The organism is Acinetobacter sp. YH12251 (genome assembly GCF_013417465.1).
GTDB classification, from domain to species: domain Bacteria; phylum Pseudomonadota; class Gammaproteobacteria; order Pseudomonadales; family Moraxellaceae; genus Acinetobacter; species Acinetobacter amyesii.
In genome coordinates, this window is the sequence record NZ_VPDZ01000019.1 from 33,188 (window position 1) to 51,147 (window position 17,960).

Annotated in this window: 17 protein-coding genes; 10 read left to right on the forward strand and 7 right to left on the reverse strand. The window is 40.9% G+C overall.

What is annotated here, in order from left to right:
* Positions 1 to 172: 172 nt before the first annotated feature.
* Complete coding sequence (guaD, locus tag FTV27_RS15275) at positions 173 to 1,489, reverse strand: guanine deaminase (protein WP_180079206.1); 1,317 nt, start codon at positions 1,487 to 1,489, stop codon at positions 173 to 175.
* A gap of 254 nt (positions 1,490 to 1,743) precedes the next feature.
* Between guaD and FTV27_RS15280 the strand changes: the two genes are divergently transcribed.
* On the forward strand, positions 1,744 to 2,334 hold the full coding sequence (locus tag FTV27_RS15280; protein WP_180024970.1) for a nucleotidyltransferase family protein: 591 nt from the start codon (positions 1,744 to 1,746) through the stop codon (positions 2,332 to 2,334).
* A 65-nt stretch (positions 2,335 to 2,399) separates the two neighbouring features.
* On the opposite strand, the gene FTV27_RS15285 is transcribed toward FTV27_RS15280, so the two are convergent.
* Positions 2,400 to 3,365, reverse strand: coding sequence for a TerC family protein (locus FTV27_RS15285; RefSeq protein ID WP_180024971.1), 966 nt, complete (start codon positions 3,363 to 3,365; stop codon positions 2,400 to 2,402).
* Positions 3,366 to 3,667: 302 nt separating this feature from the next.
* Positions 3,668 to 4,861 (reverse strand): sugar transporter, encoded by a 1,194-nt coding sequence (locus tag FTV27_RS15290; RefSeq protein WP_180079207.1) that lies wholly within the window; start codon positions 4,859 to 4,861, stop codon positions 3,668 to 3,670.
* 132 nt (positions 4,862 to 4,993) lie between these two features.
* Here FTV27_RS15290 and FTV27_RS15295 point away from each other — a divergent pair, with 132 nt between their 5' ends.
* From FTV27_RS15295 to FTV27_RS15305, 3 genes are all read left to right on the forward strand, one after another.
* Positions 4,994 to 5,299 carry a GNAT family N-acetyltransferase gene (locus tag FTV27_RS15295; RefSeq protein ID WP_347269446.1) on the forward strand — a complete coding sequence of 102 codons (306 nt, stop codon included), beginning with the start codon at positions 4,994 to 4,996 and terminating at the stop codon, positions 5,297 to 5,299.
* A gap of 306 nt (positions 5,300 to 5,605) precedes the next feature.
* The gene (locus FTV27_RS15300; RefSeq protein WP_180024973.1) at positions 5,606 to 5,932 is read left to right on the forward strand and encodes a GNAT family N-acetyltransferase; all 327 of its coding nucleotides are present in this window, start codon (positions 5,606 to 5,608) and stop codon (positions 5,930 to 5,932) included.
* A gap of 612 nt (positions 5,933 to 6,544) precedes the next feature.
* Positions 6,545 to 7,015, forward strand: coding sequence for a BLUF domain-containing protein (locus tag FTV27_RS15305; protein WP_180024974.1), 471 nt, complete (start codon positions 6,545 to 6,547; stop codon positions 7,013 to 7,015).
* A 60-nt stretch (positions 7,016 to 7,075) separates the two neighbouring features.
* On the opposite strand, the gene mpl is transcribed toward FTV27_RS15305, so the two are convergent.
* Positions 7,076 to 8,440 (reverse strand): UDP-N-acetylmuramate:L-alanyl-gamma-D-glutamyl-meso-diaminopimelate ligase, encoded by a 1,365-nt coding sequence (mpl, locus tag FTV27_RS15310; protein ID WP_180024975.1) that lies wholly within the window; start codon positions 8,438 to 8,440, stop codon positions 7,076 to 7,078.
* A 274-nt stretch (positions 8,441 to 8,714) separates the two neighbouring features.
* Here mpl and FTV27_RS15315 point away from each other — a divergent pair, with 274 nt between their 5' ends.
* The gene (locus FTV27_RS15315) at positions 8,715 to 9,053 is read left to right on the forward strand and encodes a DMT family protein (protein WP_180079208.1); all 339 of its coding nucleotides are present in this window, start codon (positions 8,715 to 8,717) and stop codon (positions 9,051 to 9,053) included.
* A 25-nt stretch (positions 9,054 to 9,078) separates the two neighbouring features.
* On the opposite strand, the gene FTV27_RS15320 is transcribed toward FTV27_RS15315, so the two are convergent.
* On the reverse strand, positions 9,079 to 9,528 hold the full coding sequence (locus FTV27_RS15320) for a hypothetical protein (RefSeq protein ID WP_180079209.1): 450 nt from the start codon (positions 9,526 to 9,528) through the stop codon (positions 9,079 to 9,081).
* Positions 9,529 to 9,743: 215 nt separating this feature from the next.
* On the opposite strand from FTV27_RS15320, the gene purE reads away from it, so the two are divergent.
* From purE to FTV27_RS15335, 3 genes are all read left to right on the forward strand, one after another.
* The gene (gene purE / locus FTV27_RS15325; protein WP_078189531.1) at positions 9,744 to 10,256 is read left to right on the forward strand and encodes a 5-(carboxyamino)imidazole ribonucleotide mutase; all 513 of its coding nucleotides are present in this window, start codon (positions 9,744 to 9,746) and stop codon (positions 10,254 to 10,256) included.
* A gap of 16 nt (positions 10,257 to 10,272) precedes the next feature.
* A complete protein-coding gene (locus tag FTV27_RS15330) occupies positions 10,273 to 11,394 on the forward strand; it encodes a 5-(carboxyamino)imidazole ribonucleotide synthase (RefSeq protein ID WP_078194467.1) in 1,122 nt (373 codons plus the stop codon).
* 728 nt (positions 11,395 to 12,122) lie between these two features.
* Positions 12,123 to 13,409, forward strand: coding sequence for a lytic murein transglycosylase (locus tag FTV27_RS15335; protein ID WP_180079210.1), 1,287 nt, complete (start codon positions 12,123 to 12,125; stop codon positions 13,407 to 13,409).
* A 100-nt stretch (positions 13,410 to 13,509) separates the two neighbouring features.
* Here FTV27_RS15335 and FTV27_RS15340 read toward each other — a convergent pair whose 3' ends face one another.
* On the reverse strand, positions 13,510 to 14,637 hold the full coding sequence (locus tag FTV27_RS15340; RefSeq protein WP_180079211.1) for an anhydro-N-acetylmuramic acid kinase: 1,128 nt from the start codon (positions 14,635 to 14,637) through the stop codon (positions 13,510 to 13,512).
* Positions 14,638 to 14,700: 63 nt separating this feature from the next.
* Between FTV27_RS15340 and tyrS the strand changes: the two genes are divergently transcribed.
* The gene (gene tyrS, locus FTV27_RS15345; RefSeq protein ID WP_171262600.1) at positions 14,701 to 15,933 is read left to right on the forward strand and encodes a tyrosine--tRNA ligase; all 1,233 of its coding nucleotides are present in this window, start codon (positions 14,701 to 14,703) and stop codon (positions 15,931 to 15,933) included.
* 495 nt (positions 15,934 to 16,428) lie between these two features.
* Here tyrS and FTV27_RS15350 read toward each other — a convergent pair whose 3' ends face one another.
* Entirely contained in the window at positions 16,429 to 17,070 is a 642-nt protein-coding gene (locus FTV27_RS15350) for a YitT family protein (protein WP_180079212.1), read from the reverse strand.
* A 224-nt stretch (positions 17,071 to 17,294) separates the two neighbouring features.
* Between FTV27_RS15350 and FTV27_RS15355 the strand changes: the two genes are divergently transcribed.
* Positions 17,295 to 17,567: a hypothetical protein gene (locus FTV27_RS15355; protein WP_078194471.1), complete on the forward strand. Its 273-nt coding sequence runs from the start codon at positions 17,295 to 17,297 to the stop codon at positions 17,565 to 17,567.
* Positions 17,568 to 17,960: the final 393 nt, after the last annotated feature.

Here is a 17,960-nt window from a genome sequence, read left to right on the forward strand (position 1 = left end):
ACACCTCTAAAGATGAACCAATTTTAATACATCTGGCTCGCAGATGCATCTTTTTTGCCGTTGAAAATGTAATCAGTTTTTCTTGGAAGTGCTGTCACGCTTGAGTAAGCACAGACAAGCGACGGCAATCAGTCCAATTTTCAACGCTGTTTTTCCTCTCGGTCGATCCATTTTATGCTTTGACATAAGCACATTGTCCAAACACATAGGTGGCATGGATATTACGATCATCACCCATCAGCATCAGAGCAAATAAAGCATCTTCCAGATTTTTGGCACGTTGTTGACGTAGGGCTTGTAAAGCCGTGGCATTTAAATCGAGCACCACAAAATCTGCTTCTTTGCCCAAATCAAAGTTTCCAAGTTTGTCCTCTAGATCTAAGGCTTTTGCTCCACCTAAAGTGGCATGGTACAGCGCTTCAAATGCGGATAGTTTATCGCCTTGAAGTTGTTGAACTTTGTAGGCTTCATTGATGGTTTGCAGTTGGTTAAATGAGGTGCCTGCGCCAATGTCTGTGCCTAAGCCGACTTTCACCTGTTTTTCCCATGTTTTCTTTAATGGAAATAAACCACTGCCTAGGAACAAGTTCGAGGTTGGACAAAACGCAATGGCAGAGTTGGTCTGATGCATACACTCCCATTCGGCATCTTCCAAATGCACGCAGTGCGCAAACACGGAACGTGATCCGGTCAGACCATAATGATGATAAACGTCTAAATAGCCGTTTTGCTCAGGGAATAATGATTTGACCCATGCAATTTCATTTTTATTTTCACTCAAATGCGTATGCACATAAACATCAGGATACTCTGCTTTTAGCTCCCCTGCCTGTGCCAATTGTTCAGGCGTTGAGGTTGGGGCAAAGCGAGGCGTGATGGCATACAGGTTACGGCCCTTACCATGCCACTTTTCGATGAGTGCTTTGGAGTCGTTGTAGCCACTCTCAGCTGTGTCACATAATACTTCAGGGGCATGTCGATCCATCATGACCTTACCGGCAATTAAGCGCATCTGATGCTGTTCTGCAGCTTTAAATAAAGCATCGACCGATTGTGGATGAACGGTACAAAAAACAAGAGCTGTTGTGGTTCCGTTTTTGAGTAACTCGTTTACAAAGAACTGTGCAATTTGCTCTGCATAAGCCGGATCTTCAAATTGGATTTCGGTTGGGAAGGTATAAGTATCAAGCCATTCCAGTAGCTGTTCACCATAAGCCCCCATCATTTCCGTTTGTGGATAATGAATATGAGTATCGATGAAACCCGGAACAATCAATTGATCAGGATAATGCTGTACTTCAACCTGATCTGGGAGATGGTGTTGGCCCTCAGACCATGGACCGAACCATTGAATTTTTCCGGCTTGCGTAATTAGCAAACCATCTTCGAAATAGCGCACTTGGTCGTGAATTTCACGTGCTTGGGCAACTGTATTCTGAATATCTAGAAAGCGACCACGGATCGCTGTAGATGCGATAACAGAAGACATGACATACCTGCAGTTTAGAATTTTTTCGGTTGATTGTAGCCCAATTTGGTTCAAAATACCGTTAGAGTAATTGTGAAAATGTGTTCTAAAAAATAGAACACCTGTTTATAAGTGATTCTGTTTTTTTGTTCATTGTATTTGATTTGAATAATACAAAAGCATTGAGCTGTATACATTACATCGATGAATGAATAAAGACCATGAGTCGCAACGCTTGCTATATTGATCTCAAGAGCGCCCTTTAAAAAACGATAATGAACCCTTTAGTGAACATGAGCTATTCAGACCAATTAAAGCATAACCTGCTTCAGCATCAAGGCATCATGCAGATTTTACATGCCCTGTATGCCATAGATACACAGGCTTATTTGGCCGCAGGCGTGGTTCGTAATTTGATTTGGTCACAGCGACATCAACAACTCTATGTACTGGAAGGCACAGAAGTCGATGTGATTTATTATGCGGAACATGATGATGGAACACAGGGTCACAAGATCCAAAAACAGATGCAGTTGAATTTTCCTCACATTCATTGGGATGTTACCAACCAAGCGACAGTACACCAGTGGTATCGCTTGGAAAATGGTGAGCCGATACAGGCGCTCAAGTCGATTGAGCATGCCCTATCGTTGTGGCCAGAAACTGCTACTGCCATCGCTGTTAAATTGGATGATCAACAACAAATACAGCTGATTGCTCCTTTGGGCTTAGATGATTTATTTGAATTAAATGTCCGCTGGAACCCACGTTTAGTCAGTCAGGCGACTTTTTTGCAGCGTGTGCAGCAAAAACAATTTTTACACCGCTGGCCGAAACTCAAACTCTTGATGACGCCTGAAGCTTAGCTCATGGCTTTGCTACAGAATAAAAAAAGCCTTCTCGAAAGAAGGCTTTTAATCATCTAAGTGTTTTAAAGCATGGTTTCATGGTACTTCTTGCTGTGTCGGATCGATAACCACGCGGTGATGGTTAAGGTCACCACAATAAAGCCGAGTGAAATCCAAATTGGCATGTGGAACACATCGAGCAACAGCATCTTAGCGCCAATAAATACCAGGATAATGCCCAGACCATATGGTAAGTAATGCATTTTCGATGCAGCACCGGATAAGAGGAAGAACATAGCACGTAGACCTAAAATCGCCATTAAGTTTGCAGTCAGTACAATGAATGGGTCAGAGGTAACTGCAAAGATTGCTGGGATTGAGTCAACCGCAAAAATTACGTCCGATGCTTCAACCAAGATCAACACTAAAAAGAGCGGCGTTGCCCACAAGACACCATTTTGACGAACGAAGAATTTATCTTCATGTATTTGAGGAGTAATACGCATGTGTTTACGTAGCCACTTCAAAATCGCCATATCTTCGATATCTTTATCTTCTTCGTCTTGGCCTTTAAGGAATTTAAAGCCGGTATACACTAGGAATGCGCCGAAGATGTACAGTACCCAAGAGAATTCTTGAACGAACCATGCCCCAATAAAAATAAAGATGGTACGCAGTACAATTGCACCAAGGACACCGTAGAGCAACAGTTTACGTTGCAAAGCCGGTGGAATGGCAAAGGCAGCAAAGATCATGAGCCAGACAAAAACGTTATCAATTGCGAGTGATTTTTCGAGCAGATAACCAGCGAAATATTCCATGACTTTGGTGTTTGCAACAGCGACACCAGCGGTTTGCTGTAAGTAGAGCCACAATGCACCACCGAATAAGGTAGCCACAGAGACCCATGCAATACTCCAATAGGCAGCGGTTTTGACTTTGATTTCTTGGCCTTTGTTATTTTTAAAGCCTAAAAAGTCGATGAGTAGCATGATGGTGACTAAACCGAAAAATGCCAGATATAGCCATAAAGAGCCAATCGTTTCCATGTGTATTCTCCACATCTAACAACCAGCCATAAAAAAACCTCGACCAGTTGCCAGACGAAATAAAACGCCTGAGACAACATGATCAAGGTCTTGCCTACATCGTACTGTAATGATTTTCAGCAGCGATGCTCAGATACCGACTTTTTGCAAAGTGTAATGACGATATTCTGACACGTAAAACAAGGTTTACGTTTGGAGGAGGCTACTCCCCTTGTTCAAATTTTGTTTTGGACACTGTCCAAATATGCGGCAAAGCATGACAGTTTTTAGGACAAAGTGCAATCGACAATTTGCGAATTCATTTAATGTGTCACGGGAGGATTAAAATCACCACGGTGTACCAACGCTAAGGCTAAAAGTGTGCCGATCACCGCGATGATTCCTCCGATCAAGCCAATATAACTCAAACCGAAATGTACACTGACCATGCCGCCCAAGAGTGCGCCACCGCCAATGCCGACATTATAAAGTCCTGAATAGATAGCCATGGCGACATCGGTGGCGTCGGATGCGAGATGTAGTGTCTTTGACTGTAATGCGAGACTAAATCCAATGATACTCATGCCCCACAATAAGCACACCGCACTCACACCTGCAAAACTCAAAGAAACAGGAAGCAACAGCAGCATGGATAAAGTCAGTGTGGCTGTACTTAAAGGAATCGCAACTTTGGGATATTTCCCACCAAATTTTCCAAAGAGATAAGAACCTAGAAAGCCTGCTGCACCAAAGATTAATAACAACGTGGTGGTTTGCATGGAGCTGAATGCAGCAATGTTGAGCGAAAACGGTTCGATATAGCTATATGCGGTAAATTGCGCGCTAATGACGATAATGGTTAATGCAAAGACCATCATTAAGCTTGGACGACGAATAAACTGTTTTAGGCTGCTCAGCGAACCTGAGTTCAAACTCGGCAGTATTGGCAGCGTTTTGGCTAAAATCAGGCAAACGATACTGGCGCCAATGCCAATCAGAGCAAAGGTATTTCGCCAACCATAGGCTTCTCCGACCATACGCCCAAACGGAATACCGAGAACCATCGCCAAAGCTGTGCCTGTGGCCAAAAGCCCCAAGGCTTGAAACTCTTTGCCTTTCGGTGCAACACGAACTGCCAGCGACGCAGTAATTGACCAAAAAAGTGCATGCGAGAAAGCAATGCCAATTCGACTGAGCAATAAAGTATTAAAGCTCCATGCGAAATACGACAGAACATGGCTGATAATAAACACCATAAATAAGCAAATCAGGAGTGATCGACGTTCAATATTTTTGGTCAATAACATGATCGGCAATGAAATCGGCGCAACCACCCATGCATAGAGCGTAATCATGATGCCGACATCGGTCGCGGCTAAGCTAAAGGTTTTGCCAATATCGCTGAGCAACGCGACAGGTACAAATTCAGTGGTATTAAAAATAAATGCTGCGAAAGCCAAAGCAATCACAGCCGTCCAAGAGCCAGAAGAAGCCGTTTCGGAGGGAGAGGCAGACATGAGTGTCTTCAAATAAAAAAAGTGGCATATTTTACTATGCTCTATACACAAGCAGGAACCGATTTAAGCCCTGTACATGCGGTTTAAATTAATACAAAAACAACAGAGTTGACCTGCATTACATGCCAATTTATAAAAAAATGGAGGAAATTTAAGATGTTTGTACAACAAGATGATGATCAAAAAAAAGGAGCTTTCTTTGTTGAGCAAGATGGAGAGCGTTTGGCAGAGATGACTTACTCATGGGCAGGCGATGATAAATTTATTATTGATCATACCGATGTCAGTGATAGCTTGCGAGGCCAAGGTGTTGGACGACATCTCCTCGATGCAGCAGTGAATTTTGCTCGGGAAAAGAACGTGAAAATTATTCCACTCTGCCCTTTTGCAAAATCCGTATTTGATAAAGATGAATCGATTCGTGATGTTCTACGCTAAATTGTATAGCGTGATGTAGATTAATCATTTGGATAAATAAAAACAGCCTGATGGTATAGCGATCAGGCTGTTTTTATTTGAAATCTAGCTGTGAAATTGAATTAATATCGTGATTTATACAGCGATACAACCAAACATGTTGCAATAATCAGCAATACAAAAATGGCGACGAGATAAAGGTCCATAATAAAAATATCCGGCAATTGTGATTTAATTGTTTTTTAATTAATGTGAAAGGTGTACAAGTTTATTATCACCTACAGTTGAATATAGGTCGTTTAAGTTCTGTACCAATCACTTTCTCGTTTGTTACACGGTGTATTTTTTCATAAAAAGGAAGAAAAAACAGTGACTATACAACATCAAGATAACGGTCAAAAAGGTGAATTTTTTCAGTTAAATGCTGAGGGTGAACGGCTCGCAGAAATGAGTTATCTATGGCGTGATGAACATACCATTGTGGCAAATCACACGTGGGTAGATGATTCATTGCGTGGGCAAGGTATGGCTCGAGTGTTATTGGATCATTTGGTGGAATTCGCTCGTGATAAACGCTTAAAGATTATTCCAACTTGTTCTTATGTTGATGTGATGTTTCGTAGAGATAAAACCCTTGCCGATGTTCAAGCCTAAAAAAGCCCGCCATGCGGGCTTTTCTATCATTATGAATTTTTTAAAAAATTTAAAAGCTAAGTTGTATTTAATTGAGCTTTAATTTTAACAGCGTTGAAGGTGCTTTGAAAAGATTTGGCCAAAACTGCAATAAGATCGAGCAGCTTGATATCCCTAAAAATAAGCTTAAACACATGATATTTAATAATGCAAAGTCATTCAGTACAAAATAAATACTGCCAATAGTCATCATCATTAGTAAATAAATGAGATAGTGAGGAATCGCAGTACGCAGTGTTATTCCTAAAATAAATGAGCAAATAACGACATTAAAAAAATCTGAAACGCCAAAATTATTCAGTATGATCAAAGCAGCAAAATATACACAAGTGATCGATAAAAAAATGAGTAAATTTTTAAGCATGGTCGGCCTCTTTATTCATCTTCAAATGGAAATAATTTCATTGTTTTAATATGTATAAGTTTAAAAAAATGAAGGTGATATCGGTATACGTGATCTTGGTTTTCTGTTGTAAGTTAAAAAGCACATTTGATTAAAAAATATACAAATATTTACTCATCCTGTAGAAATTTCTACGTTAAAATCGTGCAAATACTTTAAGAATAAACACAATGATACAACTCTGTTATGCCAGTACACGTGTAGAACAACAATTTGATTTAATACAAGATTTAAGTGATATTTTGGTGAGAGCCCGCAGCTTCAATACCGAACAGCGTATTTTTGGCGTGCTGTACTATGCCGAAGGCCGGTTCTTCCAATGCTTGCAAGGTGAGCAAGCGGCTCTCGAACAGCTTTTTCAGCATATTGCGAAAGATACTCGCCATCGGGATATTGTGCGTTATCCTGATCAAAATATTGATCAAATCGATTTTTCAAAATGGTCGATGAAATATGTCAACCGACATAGTGAAATTGCTAGTTTGTTTCAGCGCTTTGGACATTCAAGCTTTCAACCCGACGTGCTCAATCTAGAACAAATTCAGGCGTTTTTAACGACATTGTTAAGATTAGAGAATGTTGAACAGCCGATTAAGCTGGATTTAGGCTATAAAAATCGAGGCTATCAGCATTATTTTTAAGCTGAGTGTGAATAAAAAAAAAGCCCGCGCAGCGGGCTTTTTTTATTTTATCTAGTGGGTTTAGGCTTTTAATGCACTGATCAACTTCTGATGTAAACCACCAAAACCGCCATTCGACATAATCACAACAGCATCGCCCTCGCCTGCCTCGCTTACGATGGTTTGAATGATCTCATCCAGTGAACGAGCCACCACAGCTTTATTCGCAGCAGCTTCAATCACAGGTTGTAAATCCCAATCCAAACCTTCAGGTTGATACCAAATCACTTCATCTGCTAAGCGTGCAGAATGTGCAAGCCCATCTTTATGGCTACCCATACGCATAGTGTTCGAACGCGGTTCAATTACTGCCCACAATTTACGCTCACCGAGACGCTTACGTGCACCTTCCAGTGTGGTATCAATGGCAGTGGGGTGATGAGCAAAGTCATCATAAACCTCAATACCACGAACTGTACCCAGAAGTTCCATACGACGTTTCACACCACCAAAATTAGATAATGCTTCACAAGCTGTTTCAATCGACACACCAACATGCTCTGCTGCGGCAATCGTCGCCAAAGCATTGGCTACACTATGTTGGCCGGTCATGTTCCATTTGACTGAGCCCTTCACTTCACCGTGTTGTAAAACATTGAAATGTGAGCCATCAGCAGATAACTGTTCTGCATACAATTCAGATTTGTCATTGGCATCTAAAGATGTACGCACCACAGGTGTCCAGCAGCCCATTTCTAAGACTTCATCAATATTGGTTTCTGTAATGGGCGCAATGATACGGCCTTCACTTGGAATAGTACGCACTAGATGATGGAATTGCTTTTGAATCGCAGCCAAGTCTTCGAAGATATCGGCATGGTCAAATTCAAGGTTATTTAAAATCGCTGTTTTAGGATGGTAATGCACAAACTTAGAACGTTTGTCGAAGAATGCCGAATCATATTCATCGGCTTCTACACAGAAATATTGACCACCGCCTAAACGTGCGCTTTCACTAAAGCCTAAGGGTACGCCGCCAATCAAGAAACCCGGGTTTAAACCCGCTTGATCGAGCACCCATGCCAACATGGTTGTGGTTGTGGTTTTACCATGTGTGCCTGCAACACCTAAGACATGTTTACCTTGTAGCACGTGGTCTGCAAGGAACTGTGGGCCAGAAATATAAGGCAGGCCTTCGTTCAGCATGTATTCCACTGCATCAATGCCACGTTTCATGGCATTGCCGACAATCACGAGATCTGGGTGTGGTTGAAGGTGGCTACGGTCATAGCCTTGCATTAAGGTAATGCCTGCATTTTCCAATTGGGTAGACATTGGTGGGTAAACGTTTTGGTCTGAACCCGTCACCTTATGTCCTAAATCACGAGCCAAGAGCGCCAATGAACCCATAAAGGTGCCACAAATACCCAAGATATGCAGATGCATTCGTTCTAACTCCACTGCTTTTATCGACACATCACTTTGTTATTGTGGTGTTGTCATTATAGATTTGGTTGAAAAGGTTAATTTCATTTGAGAGCAACCATAGCAAGGGTCTTAGCGAAAAGATAGATTTTTTTGTATGAGATCGTGCAAAAAGATTGAGCTAGCAACTGATCAAATGTGCGCAATTTTCTTGAGGATAAAAACACGGAAAATAGGCGCGAAATCGTGATGAAAAACGTACAATATGCGCAAATTTTTGCGATCTTGATTGCTTATGTCACTTGCCCTGTTTTTATTGATTATTTCCAACTGTTTTATGACTTTGGCCTGGTATGGGCATTTGAAGTTTTTACATGATGCACCGCTTTGGCAAGCGATTTTATTTGGATGGGCGATCGCGTTACTCGAATACAGTTTTATGATTCCAGCAACGCGACTGTTGGCCAAACATGGGTGGTCATTGGGCCAAATGAAAATCACACAAGAAGTCGTGACGCTCTTGGTCTTTGTTCCATTTATGATTTTCCTTTTTAAACAACCCTTTAAGTTGGACTATTTGTGGGCAGGTTTATGCCTTTTGGGATGTGTCTATTTTGTATTTCGCAGTGCTTAATTGATTCAATACCGCATGGGGCTGATCATTTAAGTGAGCCGTGTTTACAGGTATTTTTGAGGACTTTACTAAACTCACGGTCTCGTGGAGTGGGATCTTCATAGTCAAAGGCATAATCACTCTCACTGTTCAGTACAGTCATTTGACCGTCTGCTTCAAAGTTCATGAGAGCAAAACCATAGCTTTGGTCATCGCAATACACACGATATTCTGAAGTTGAATACATTTTATCGCAGCCATCATCTGCTTTGTAATAGCCTGTCATCTTGAACGACTCACGTTCATCAATGATCGATTTTCCGGTGACTAAAAATTTTTCGTGGATGTAGCCATTACTCTTAATTTGGCCGTTATAGTCTTTTTGTTGCTGTAAAAGGTTAAATTCTTTCACAAATTGGTTCGTATTGAGTTGAACGAGTTGGGCAAAACTTTGAGAGCTTAGGGCTAGAGTAAGTAGGATAAACATCTGTTTCATATTTAAAGTGTTGTTATAAATATTGATTTAATAAAAGTTTTTATAAAATTGAAAAAAATAAAAATATTTTCATCAAAATATTATGGAGTTTTCTTTTAAAGACAACCGTTAAATTTTATTGAGATGAATTTTCAGTCTATAATATGGGGCTCTTATTAAAGCTTGGCTCTAGTCGAGATTTACTCTCTCTTACTTTAATCTCTGGAAACATTGCAATGAATGCGGCCGCTTCACAAGACACTCCTCTCGTTGGAATTATCATGGGTTCTCAATCGGATTGGGCAACGCTAGAAAACACTGCCAATATGCTGAAACAGCTTGGCGTCCCATTTGAAGCGGAAGTTGTATCTGCACACCGAACTCCAGATCGATTATTCGAATATGCTGAAACCGCACGTGATCGTGGTATTCAAGTGATTATTGCCGGTGCTGGCGGTGCAGCGCATTTACCAGGTATGTGTGCAGCCAAGACTGACCTACCTGTACTTGGTGTACCGGTAAAATCATCGATTTTAAATGGTGTAGATTCACTACTTTCAATTGTACAAATGCCGGCAGGTATTGCAGTTGGTACTTTGGCGATTGGCCCAGCGGGTGCAACCAATGCAGCGATCATGGCGGCACAAATTTTAGGTTTAACGCGTCCTGAAATAGCAAAAAATGTTGCAGATTTCCGCGCTGCGCAAACCGATAAAGTGGCGAGTAAAAATATTCCGGGTCAAGCTTAATTAAGGGGCATTTCTCATGGATAAAACCATTGGTATTTTTGGTGGTGGCCAGTTGGGTCGCATGATGGCGCAAGCGGCATTGCCTTTAAACATTCAATGCACCTTCTTTGAAGCGAGTACTGAGTGCCCTTCTGCAGCGCTGGGTCCAGTGATTTCGACTCAAGCTGAAAATGGTTTGCAAGATTTCATTCAGAGCGCAGATGTTTTCAGCTTAGAGTTTGAAAATACTCCGTTAGCAGATGTTGATGTGTTGACCAAGAACAAAGCATTGCACCCACCGCGCCAAGCTTTAGCGATTGCACAGCATCGTTTGTCTGAAAAAGCCTTGTTTGATGAATTGGCTATCCCAGTTGCACCTTATAAGGCCGTGACATCTTTCGAGGGTTTACAAGCTGCTGTTGCTGAGTTGGGGTTACCCATCGTACTGAAAACATCGCGTGGCGGTTATGACGGTAAAGGTCAATTTGTGCTACGTAGCGCTGAGCAAATGGATCAAGCATGGGCTGAACTGGGCCCTGCTGGTGAATTGATTGCGGAAAGCTTTGTAACCTTCTCACGTGAAGTCTCAATCATTGCGGTGCGTGGTCAAGATGGTGATGTGAAAACATGGCCATTGGCGGAAAACCACCACCACAACGGCATTTTGTCGCATTCGATTGTGCCTGCACCAAACAGTGCAGACTTACAACCAGTTGCGCAAGATTACATTACTCGCCTGCTCAATCATTTGAATTATGTCGGTGTTTTGACGCTAGAGCTGTTTGTGACAGATAAAGGCTTATATGCCAATGAGATGGCGCCACGTGTGCATAACTCGGGGCATTGGTCGATTGAAGGTGCAGTGTGTTCACAGTTTGAAAACCATATTCGTGCTGTAGCGGGGTTACCTTTAGGTTCGACTGAAGTTGTTCGTCCAACGGTCATGGTAAACATCATTGGCCAACATCCGAAGTCTGAAGATGTATTGGCACTGAATGGCGCGCATTTGCATCTGTATAACAAAACAGAGCGTGAAGGCCGCAAAATCGGTCACATCACTTTAATGCCGAACGATACTGCTGAATTAACAGCTTTATGCCGTGCTTTGGCGAAAATTTTGCCGAATCCACTGGCACTTAGCGAAGATATGACCATTTAAACCTGTGTTTGAATGATAAAAAAGCGGTCATGCACATGGCCGCTTTTTTTATTGCTGTAGTTCGGGCATCATTGCGCCTCTTTGCAAAATCACACCGTTTATCGCTGAAACGATAAGAAACTATTGATCATAAAGTGTTCGTTCGTTTATAAATATTCTGCGTTAATCTTCGTATTATTTTTTGTGTATCAATAGCCTGTGATGTGTGTGAATCAAAATCAAAAATAACCAATGCGTTTTGAATTCAAATTGTGTTTTTAAATTCAAACTATGAATTTGAATTCAAAAAATCCTATGCCAAAAACAATGAATTCAAAGTTTATGAATTCAAATTTGAAAAATGAATTCATTTCGCCGTGTTTAAATTTAAAATTTGAATTTAAAAGTTGCTCAGACTTATTGGATCTATAGGGAGTATATTTTAAAACCTATAATATTTTGATTATTAATAATAAAAATGAATTTTTATCCCATTTTGCATTTGTGGATAATTTTTTATGCACCTAATTTATCTTTAAATTTAAAAGTTTTGAATTTAAATTTAAACCGGTGTTTGGTTTCTAATGAATTTAAAGTTGGGTTGTGGGTAACTACTTTTAAATTCAAATTTTAAAACTGAATTTAAATAAGTAGAAAATATGAATTTAAATTTACGTTTTGAACCTTTAACTTTTGCTTTGAGCTGCTATTGTTAAAGCAACAATTTAAATTCAAAAAAGATCTAGGGTATGAAGCATCACTTAGGATTTGTTTTCGGGACTGCTTTATTGGCAATAACTCAGGCAAATGCCGAGTTGATTATTAATGGGCAGTCTGTCAATTCGTCGAGCATGCCTGCAACAAGCAGCATTTCATCACAAAATAACTTTCAAGGTTGTTTAGCCAATTTGCGCTCGCAAGCAATGAATGCTGGTGTGAGTGCGTCAACTTATGATCGCTATACGCAAAATTTAACACCTGATTATTCTGTGATTGAAAAGCTCAACTATCAGCCTGAGTTTTCAACACCGATTTGGGACTATTTGTCAGGTCTGGTGGATGAAGAGCGTGTACAACTGGGTCAGCAGAAATTGGCGCAGCATCGTGATGTATTAAACCGTGTCGCAGCGGCTTATGGTGTGCCTGCTGAAACCGTGGTCGCGGTTTGGGGTGTGGAGAGTAATTTTGGTGATATTGCGGGTAGTTATCCTTTATTACAGTCATTGGGCACTTTAAGTTGTGAAGGCCGCCGCCAAAGCTATTTCCGTGGCGAGTTTTTTGCAGCCATGCGGATTTTGCAGCGTGGTGATTTAAATGAATCACAATTGAAAGGTTCGTGGGCAGGTGCATTTGGTCATACCCAATTTATGCCGAGTACCTATGAAGAACTGGCCGTGGATTTTGATGGTGATGGCCGCCGTGATTTAGTGTCGAGTACCACGGATGCGTTGGCATCTACAGCCAACTTCCTGAAAAAGCGTGGTTGGCAAACTGGTCAGCCGTGGGGCTTTGAAGTAAAAATTCCCGAAGGAATGTCGATCAGTGGTGAAAGTCGCCGTAATAAAAAGTCATTAGATAGCTGGATGAATCGTGGTTTGCAGCGTGCCGATGGTACACCGTTAATACAAGGTAACCTTTCTGGATCGAGCCAAGCAGGTTTAATGGCACCGGCTGGGGCAAGTGGGCCTGTGTTCTTGGTGTTTAAAAATTTCGATGCAATCTATAGCTACAATGCAGCAGAGAGTTATGCATTAGCGATTGCGCATTTATCCGATCGCTTGCAAGGCAAGGGTGGCTTTAGTACGACATGGCCAACCGATGATCCTGGGACTTCACGTGCGGAACGACGAGAGATTCAACAATTTTTACTTAACCGCGGCTATGATATCGGTAAAGTGGATGGATTAATTGGAGATAAAACCCGTCAAGCAATTCGACAAGAGCAAAATCGACTGGGTTTAAGTCCAACAGGTCGGGCGGGACAGCAGATTTTACGGGCATTTCGTAATGAGCATGCCAAGGCAATGATGAATTAAGTTTGAGCTATGCTTTTTATATAGTAGTCAATATATATAAAAGCTTGTCTATATAAAAAAAGGTCTGCAATTGCAGACCTTTTTTATATGTTTTTGACTCTTAAACCGCAGTGATTGTACCTAAGATACGATAGCCAGCAGCACCAGTCACACTTGGTAAATTTGCACTAAGCTGATTGACAAAGCGCATCGCCAACCAAGCAAAGGCTGTGGCTTCCACCCATGTTGGGCTTAAGCCTAAATCTGCGGTACTTTGTACCGTCCATTCATGTTTACGTAAACGCCAGCGCAGTTGCTCTAATAGGTGCGAATTGTATGCACCACCACCGCATACATAGACTTCACCAGTATCCATATCAGAACGGTAAATGGCTTTTTTAATGGCACGTGTGGTGAGTTTCATTAAGGTTGCTTGAATGTTTTCTGGCGTATCTTCAAGTTCGTCATATTCGAGATCTCCACGCCAATCGAGAATCTGTTCATCTAACCATTCAAGATTGAAGTCTTCACGACCTGTGCTTTTAGGTGGTTCTTTAGAGAAAAACTCATGTGCTTGTAAGCGGTCGAGCAGACTGCGAATAGGTTGACCATAAGCTGCCCAGTTCCCATTTTCATCATAGGGCTGACCAGTATAACGTTCGCACCAAGCATCCATTAAAATGTTAGCTGGACCTGTATCAAAGCCATACACGGCTTCAGGTTGACCTGCAGGCAACATGCTAACATTGGCAATTCCGCCCAAGTTCAAAATCACACGGTGAATGGTGTCATGTTGGAAAAGCGCTTGATGAAACGCAGGAACTAAAGGTGCGCCTTGACCACCTGCAGCCATATCACGGCGGCGGAAGTCTGAAATCACAGGGATTTTAGTGAGTTCGGTAATAATATTGGGGTCGCCAATTTGCAGGGTAAAACCATGTTCAGGACGGTGGCGGATGGTTTGACCATGTGAGCCAATCGCCTTGATTTGACTACGATCTAGCTCATTCTTCTCGATCAACTCATTGATGCCATGACCGATCATTTGAGCTAAAGCAACGTCTGCCTTACCCATGCGATCAATTTCGTTATCATCAGGCAAGGTGAGGGCCATCAGTTCATCACGAAGGTCTGGGTCAAAGGGAAGTGTGAGCGTCGCATGAATCTCTAAAGGATCAAAAGAAGCAGCAACAATATCGACACCATCCATGCTCGTGCCGGTCATTACCCCAATGTAGATCGCTGTCATGATGATTCTTAAGCCTGCAATGTGCTGAAAAAGTGTTAGTATATCGCACAAATTGTATAACTGATCTATTTGGATTTTGTGATGTCAAATTTCCTGCCGGCTGAAGAACAACTTGCCCTCATCCAACGAGGCACACATGAGATTATTTCTGAAGAAGATCTTCTTAAGAAATTAAAGCAGAATCGCCCATTAAAAATTAAAGCGGGTTTTGACCCGACTGCACCTGATTTACATTTAGGTCATACGGTTCTGATTAATAAATTAAAAGTTTTCCAAGATTTAGGTCATGAAGTTTACTTCCTGATTGGTGACTATACAGCCATGATCGGTGACCCAACGGGTAAGAGCGCTACACGTCCACCGTTGTCTCGTGAAAAAGTTTTAGAAAATGCTAAAACGTATCAAGAACAAGTATTTAAGATTCTTGACCCTGCGAAAACTAAAGTTGTGTTCAACTCAGAGTGGTTTGGTCAAAAAACTGCTGCTGACTTGATTCAGTTAGCTTCACAGCAAACTGTGGCACGTATGTTGGAACGTGATGACTTCACTAAACGTTATAACAGCCATCAACCGATTGCGATTCACGAATTTTTATATCCATTGGTGCAAGGTTATGACTCAGTTGCGCTAGAAGCGGATGTAGAGTTGGGGGGTACAGACCAAACCTTTAACTTGCTGATGGGTCGTACATTACAAAGCCGTTATGACCAAGAATCTCAAGTGTGCATTACTGTGCCGATTCTTGAAGGTTTAGACGGCGTAAATAAAATGTCTAAATCTTTGGGTAACTATATTGCTGTATTTGATGCACCGGGTGCGATGTACCAAAAAGTGCTTTCAATGCCGGATGATTTGATCGAACGTTACTTTGACTTATTGAGCTTTAAATCGATTGAAGAAATTCAACAGTTGCTTAAAGAAGTGGCTGAAGGTCGTAACCCACAAGAAGTGAAGAAAATTCTTGCACTTGAATTGGTTGAGCGTTTCCATGGAGCAGAAGCTGCAGCAAATGCGCACAAAGGCGCAGGTAACTTGATTACTGAAGGTGAACTTCCAGAAGGTACACCAGAAGTGACGATTTCTCGTGGCGCATTTGGTGGTGAGATTTTCATTACTTCTATTTTGCGTGAAGCGGGCTTGACTAAAAATGCAGCTCAAGCAAAAGATGCAATTGGTCGTGGCGCGGTGAAAGTGGATTGGGAAGTGGTTGATGCAGGTTATGCTGTGTCAGAAAACAAAACTTTGATCATCCAAGCGAGCAAAAAAGCGATCGCAAAAGTAACTTTTACCGACTAATAAATTCTTGAATTTTTAGTTAAGTTATTGAATTAAAAGCAGGCTTCGGCCTGCTTTTTTTTACCAATTAATATATTAATAATATAAATAAGCAAATTCAAAAAAAACCTTATAAAAACAACACTTAAATTTTGCCAAATGTGTTGCATTTCTTGAATTTTATGTATAAGATTTATTCATCTAGAGAGATATATATACCATCTAGAGGGTACATAATCATAACTCCACTTTTTATAAGTCTCTTCCCCAAGGGACTCTTTTTTTAGTGAGTTAACAAATAACTATAATAACTACACGATGGATCGACTAAAGATTCAATTCTAAGGGAAAGATTTTGGGAGAGATCTTTCCCTTTTTTATTTGTAAAATTGAGCTATTCCTTTCAAAAATCACATTCATTTCTGTATTAAAGACTTTAATTGTGCCAGAAAAAAAGCCCGATTCAATCGAGCTTTAAAATGTCTTTACTCAGATAGATGTTCATTGAGTTTTATTTTAGGGCTTAGGGTCAAATTGAATGAAGCTTAATTTAGGTAAAATCCGCTTGACTAAAGTCCCGACTAAAAGTGCGGTAATAATGGTGCCTTCACGGACTCCGATGACTTGATGTAAGACCAGCCAACTGCTGATAACTGTAATACTGACCAAGAGAATGTCGCCATAGGTCTTACAGTTGCCAAAATCAAGGCGATAACGAACAGCAATAGCTTGATAGAGGCCTTCTGCGGCCAAGAGGACTAGACTGGCTTTGACCACTAAACTCACACCTAAAGCAGTGATCAGGCAACTTGCCAAGCAAGCCAGGAGTTGAAGTGGGTAACTTTCTATGCTCCAGCCTTGGGTCAGCCACATTAAACCGTCAATAAATGCACCAAATAAAATTCCCACAGGTAATTGCAACCACTGTATCCACTGAAAGCGTGATTTTAAGATCAGCATTTGCAGCAGAATCATGATGATGTGCATTAATATTGTTAATGTGCCGACGGTGAGTGGAAAGATATAGCTAAAGCTGTAGGGCACCGAAGAAATAGGGGATGTCCCTAAATTTGAATGTATAGAGAGTACGACACCAAAAGCTAATAATCCTAATCCGCTTAATAGTAAGAATAAGCGTGGAAAAAACTGTGTTGGCATCCTGCACCTAAAAAATAAAAAGAGTGTACGTGAAATGCAGCCTGCGCTCTATGCGTCTAAAGCCCAAAAATAGTGGCTTTTTATGACTGTGATCGTTAATAGTGATTATTCAAATAAATAGGCTGTATTTTTATCAGCAAAAATGACTAAGCATGTAATTAAAATGATTTTTGCAAAAACAGGCCTTATGGAACAATGGTCAAAAATCAAAAAAGAGCAACAACATGGCGTATTACAATACCGATAATCATGATGAACAGATCGATCGAATCTTGAGATATTTATTTGACTACCAAACCACACAGCATAAGCGAGCATTATTTTGTGAGGCGCAGCAACAATTACATGATTTGGATATCGCAGCACAGTACCAACTATTTGCATTGGTACGAGAACAACTCCCTCGACGTGCAAAGCTGCTATTTTCTGCTGAAGATTTCCGTGGAAAGCAACAAGTCATCTTGGAAGTCATGCAACATTTAGCATATGAACGTTAAAAGAATGCTGGGAAATATAAAAATGCACGCAAAAAAAGTCTATAAAGCTTGAATCGGTGTGATGACAGAAAAAATGATGTGCTTTGAGGCAGAAAAGTAGACTAATGATTAATAAGCAATCAAAGTCACTTTTATTAGACTTAAAAGCGCTGAAAAAGATTTGCTAGATATAAGAAATTTACTTAATTAAATATCGACTATTTGCTAAATATTTATAAAAAATGCTTAAAAAATAGGTAAAAGTGCAATTTTTTTAGCAAAAACGCTTATAAAAAATACATACGTGAAAAATATAGTGAATTGGGGGTTGCAATGATTCTGAAATGCTCTAGAATGCACCCCATACCGACGAGATAGACGGAAACGAACGAAATGCGAAGCGTTGAGTTGTTG

Bases quoted from the DNA above. Each gene is read 5' to 3' on its own strand.
- guaD (WP_180079206.1), bottom strand. From the start codon at position 1,489: ATGTCTTCTGTTATCGCATCTACAGCGATCCGTGGTCGCTTTCTAGAT.
- FTV27_RS15280 (WP_180024970.1), top strand. From the start codon at position 1,744: ATGAACCCTTTAGTGAACATGAGCTATTCAGACCAATTAAAGCATAAC.
- FTV27_RS15285 (WP_180024971.1), bottom strand. From the start codon at position 3,365: ATGGAAACGATTGGCTCTTTATGGCTATATCTGGCATTTTTCGGTTTA.
- FTV27_RS15290 (WP_180079207.1), bottom strand. From the start codon at position 4,861: ATGTCTGCCTCTCCCTCCGAAACGGCTTCTTCTGGCTCTTGGACGGCT.
- FTV27_RS15305 (WP_180024974.1), top strand. From the start codon at position 6,545: ATGATACAACTCTGTTATGCCAGTACACGTGTAGAACAACAATTTGAT.
- mpl (WP_180024975.1), bottom strand. From the start codon at position 8,440: ATGCATCTGCATATCTTGGGTATTTGTGGCACCTTTATGGGTTCATTG.
- FTV27_RS15315 (WP_180079208.1), top strand. From the start codon at position 8,715: ATGTCACTTGCCCTGTTTTTATTGATTATTTCCAACTGTTTTATGACT.
- FTV27_RS15320 (WP_180079209.1), bottom strand. From the start codon at position 9,528: ATGAAACAGATGTTTATCCTACTTACTCTAGCCCTAAGCTCTCAAAGT.
- purE (WP_078189531.1), top strand. From the start codon at position 9,744: ATGAATGCGGCCGCTTCACAAGACACTCCTCTCGTTGGAATTATCATG.
- FTV27_RS15330 (WP_078194467.1), top strand. From the start codon at position 10,273: ATGGATAAAACCATTGGTATTTTTGGTGGTGGCCAGTTGGGTCGCATG.
- FTV27_RS15335 (WP_180079210.1), top strand. From the start codon at position 12,123: ATGAAGCATCACTTAGGATTTGTTTTCGGGACTGCTTTATTGGCAATA.
- FTV27_RS15340 (WP_180079211.1), bottom strand. From the start codon at position 14,637: ATGACAGCGATCTACATTGGGGTAATGACCGGCACGAGCATGGATGGT.
- FTV27_RS15350 (WP_180079212.1), bottom strand. From the start codon at position 17,070: ATGCCAACACAGTTTTTTCCACGCTTATTCTTACTATTAAGCGGATTA.
- FTV27_RS15355 (WP_078194471.1), top strand. From the start codon at position 17,295: ATGGCGTATTACAATACCGATAATCATGATGAACAGATCGATCGAATC.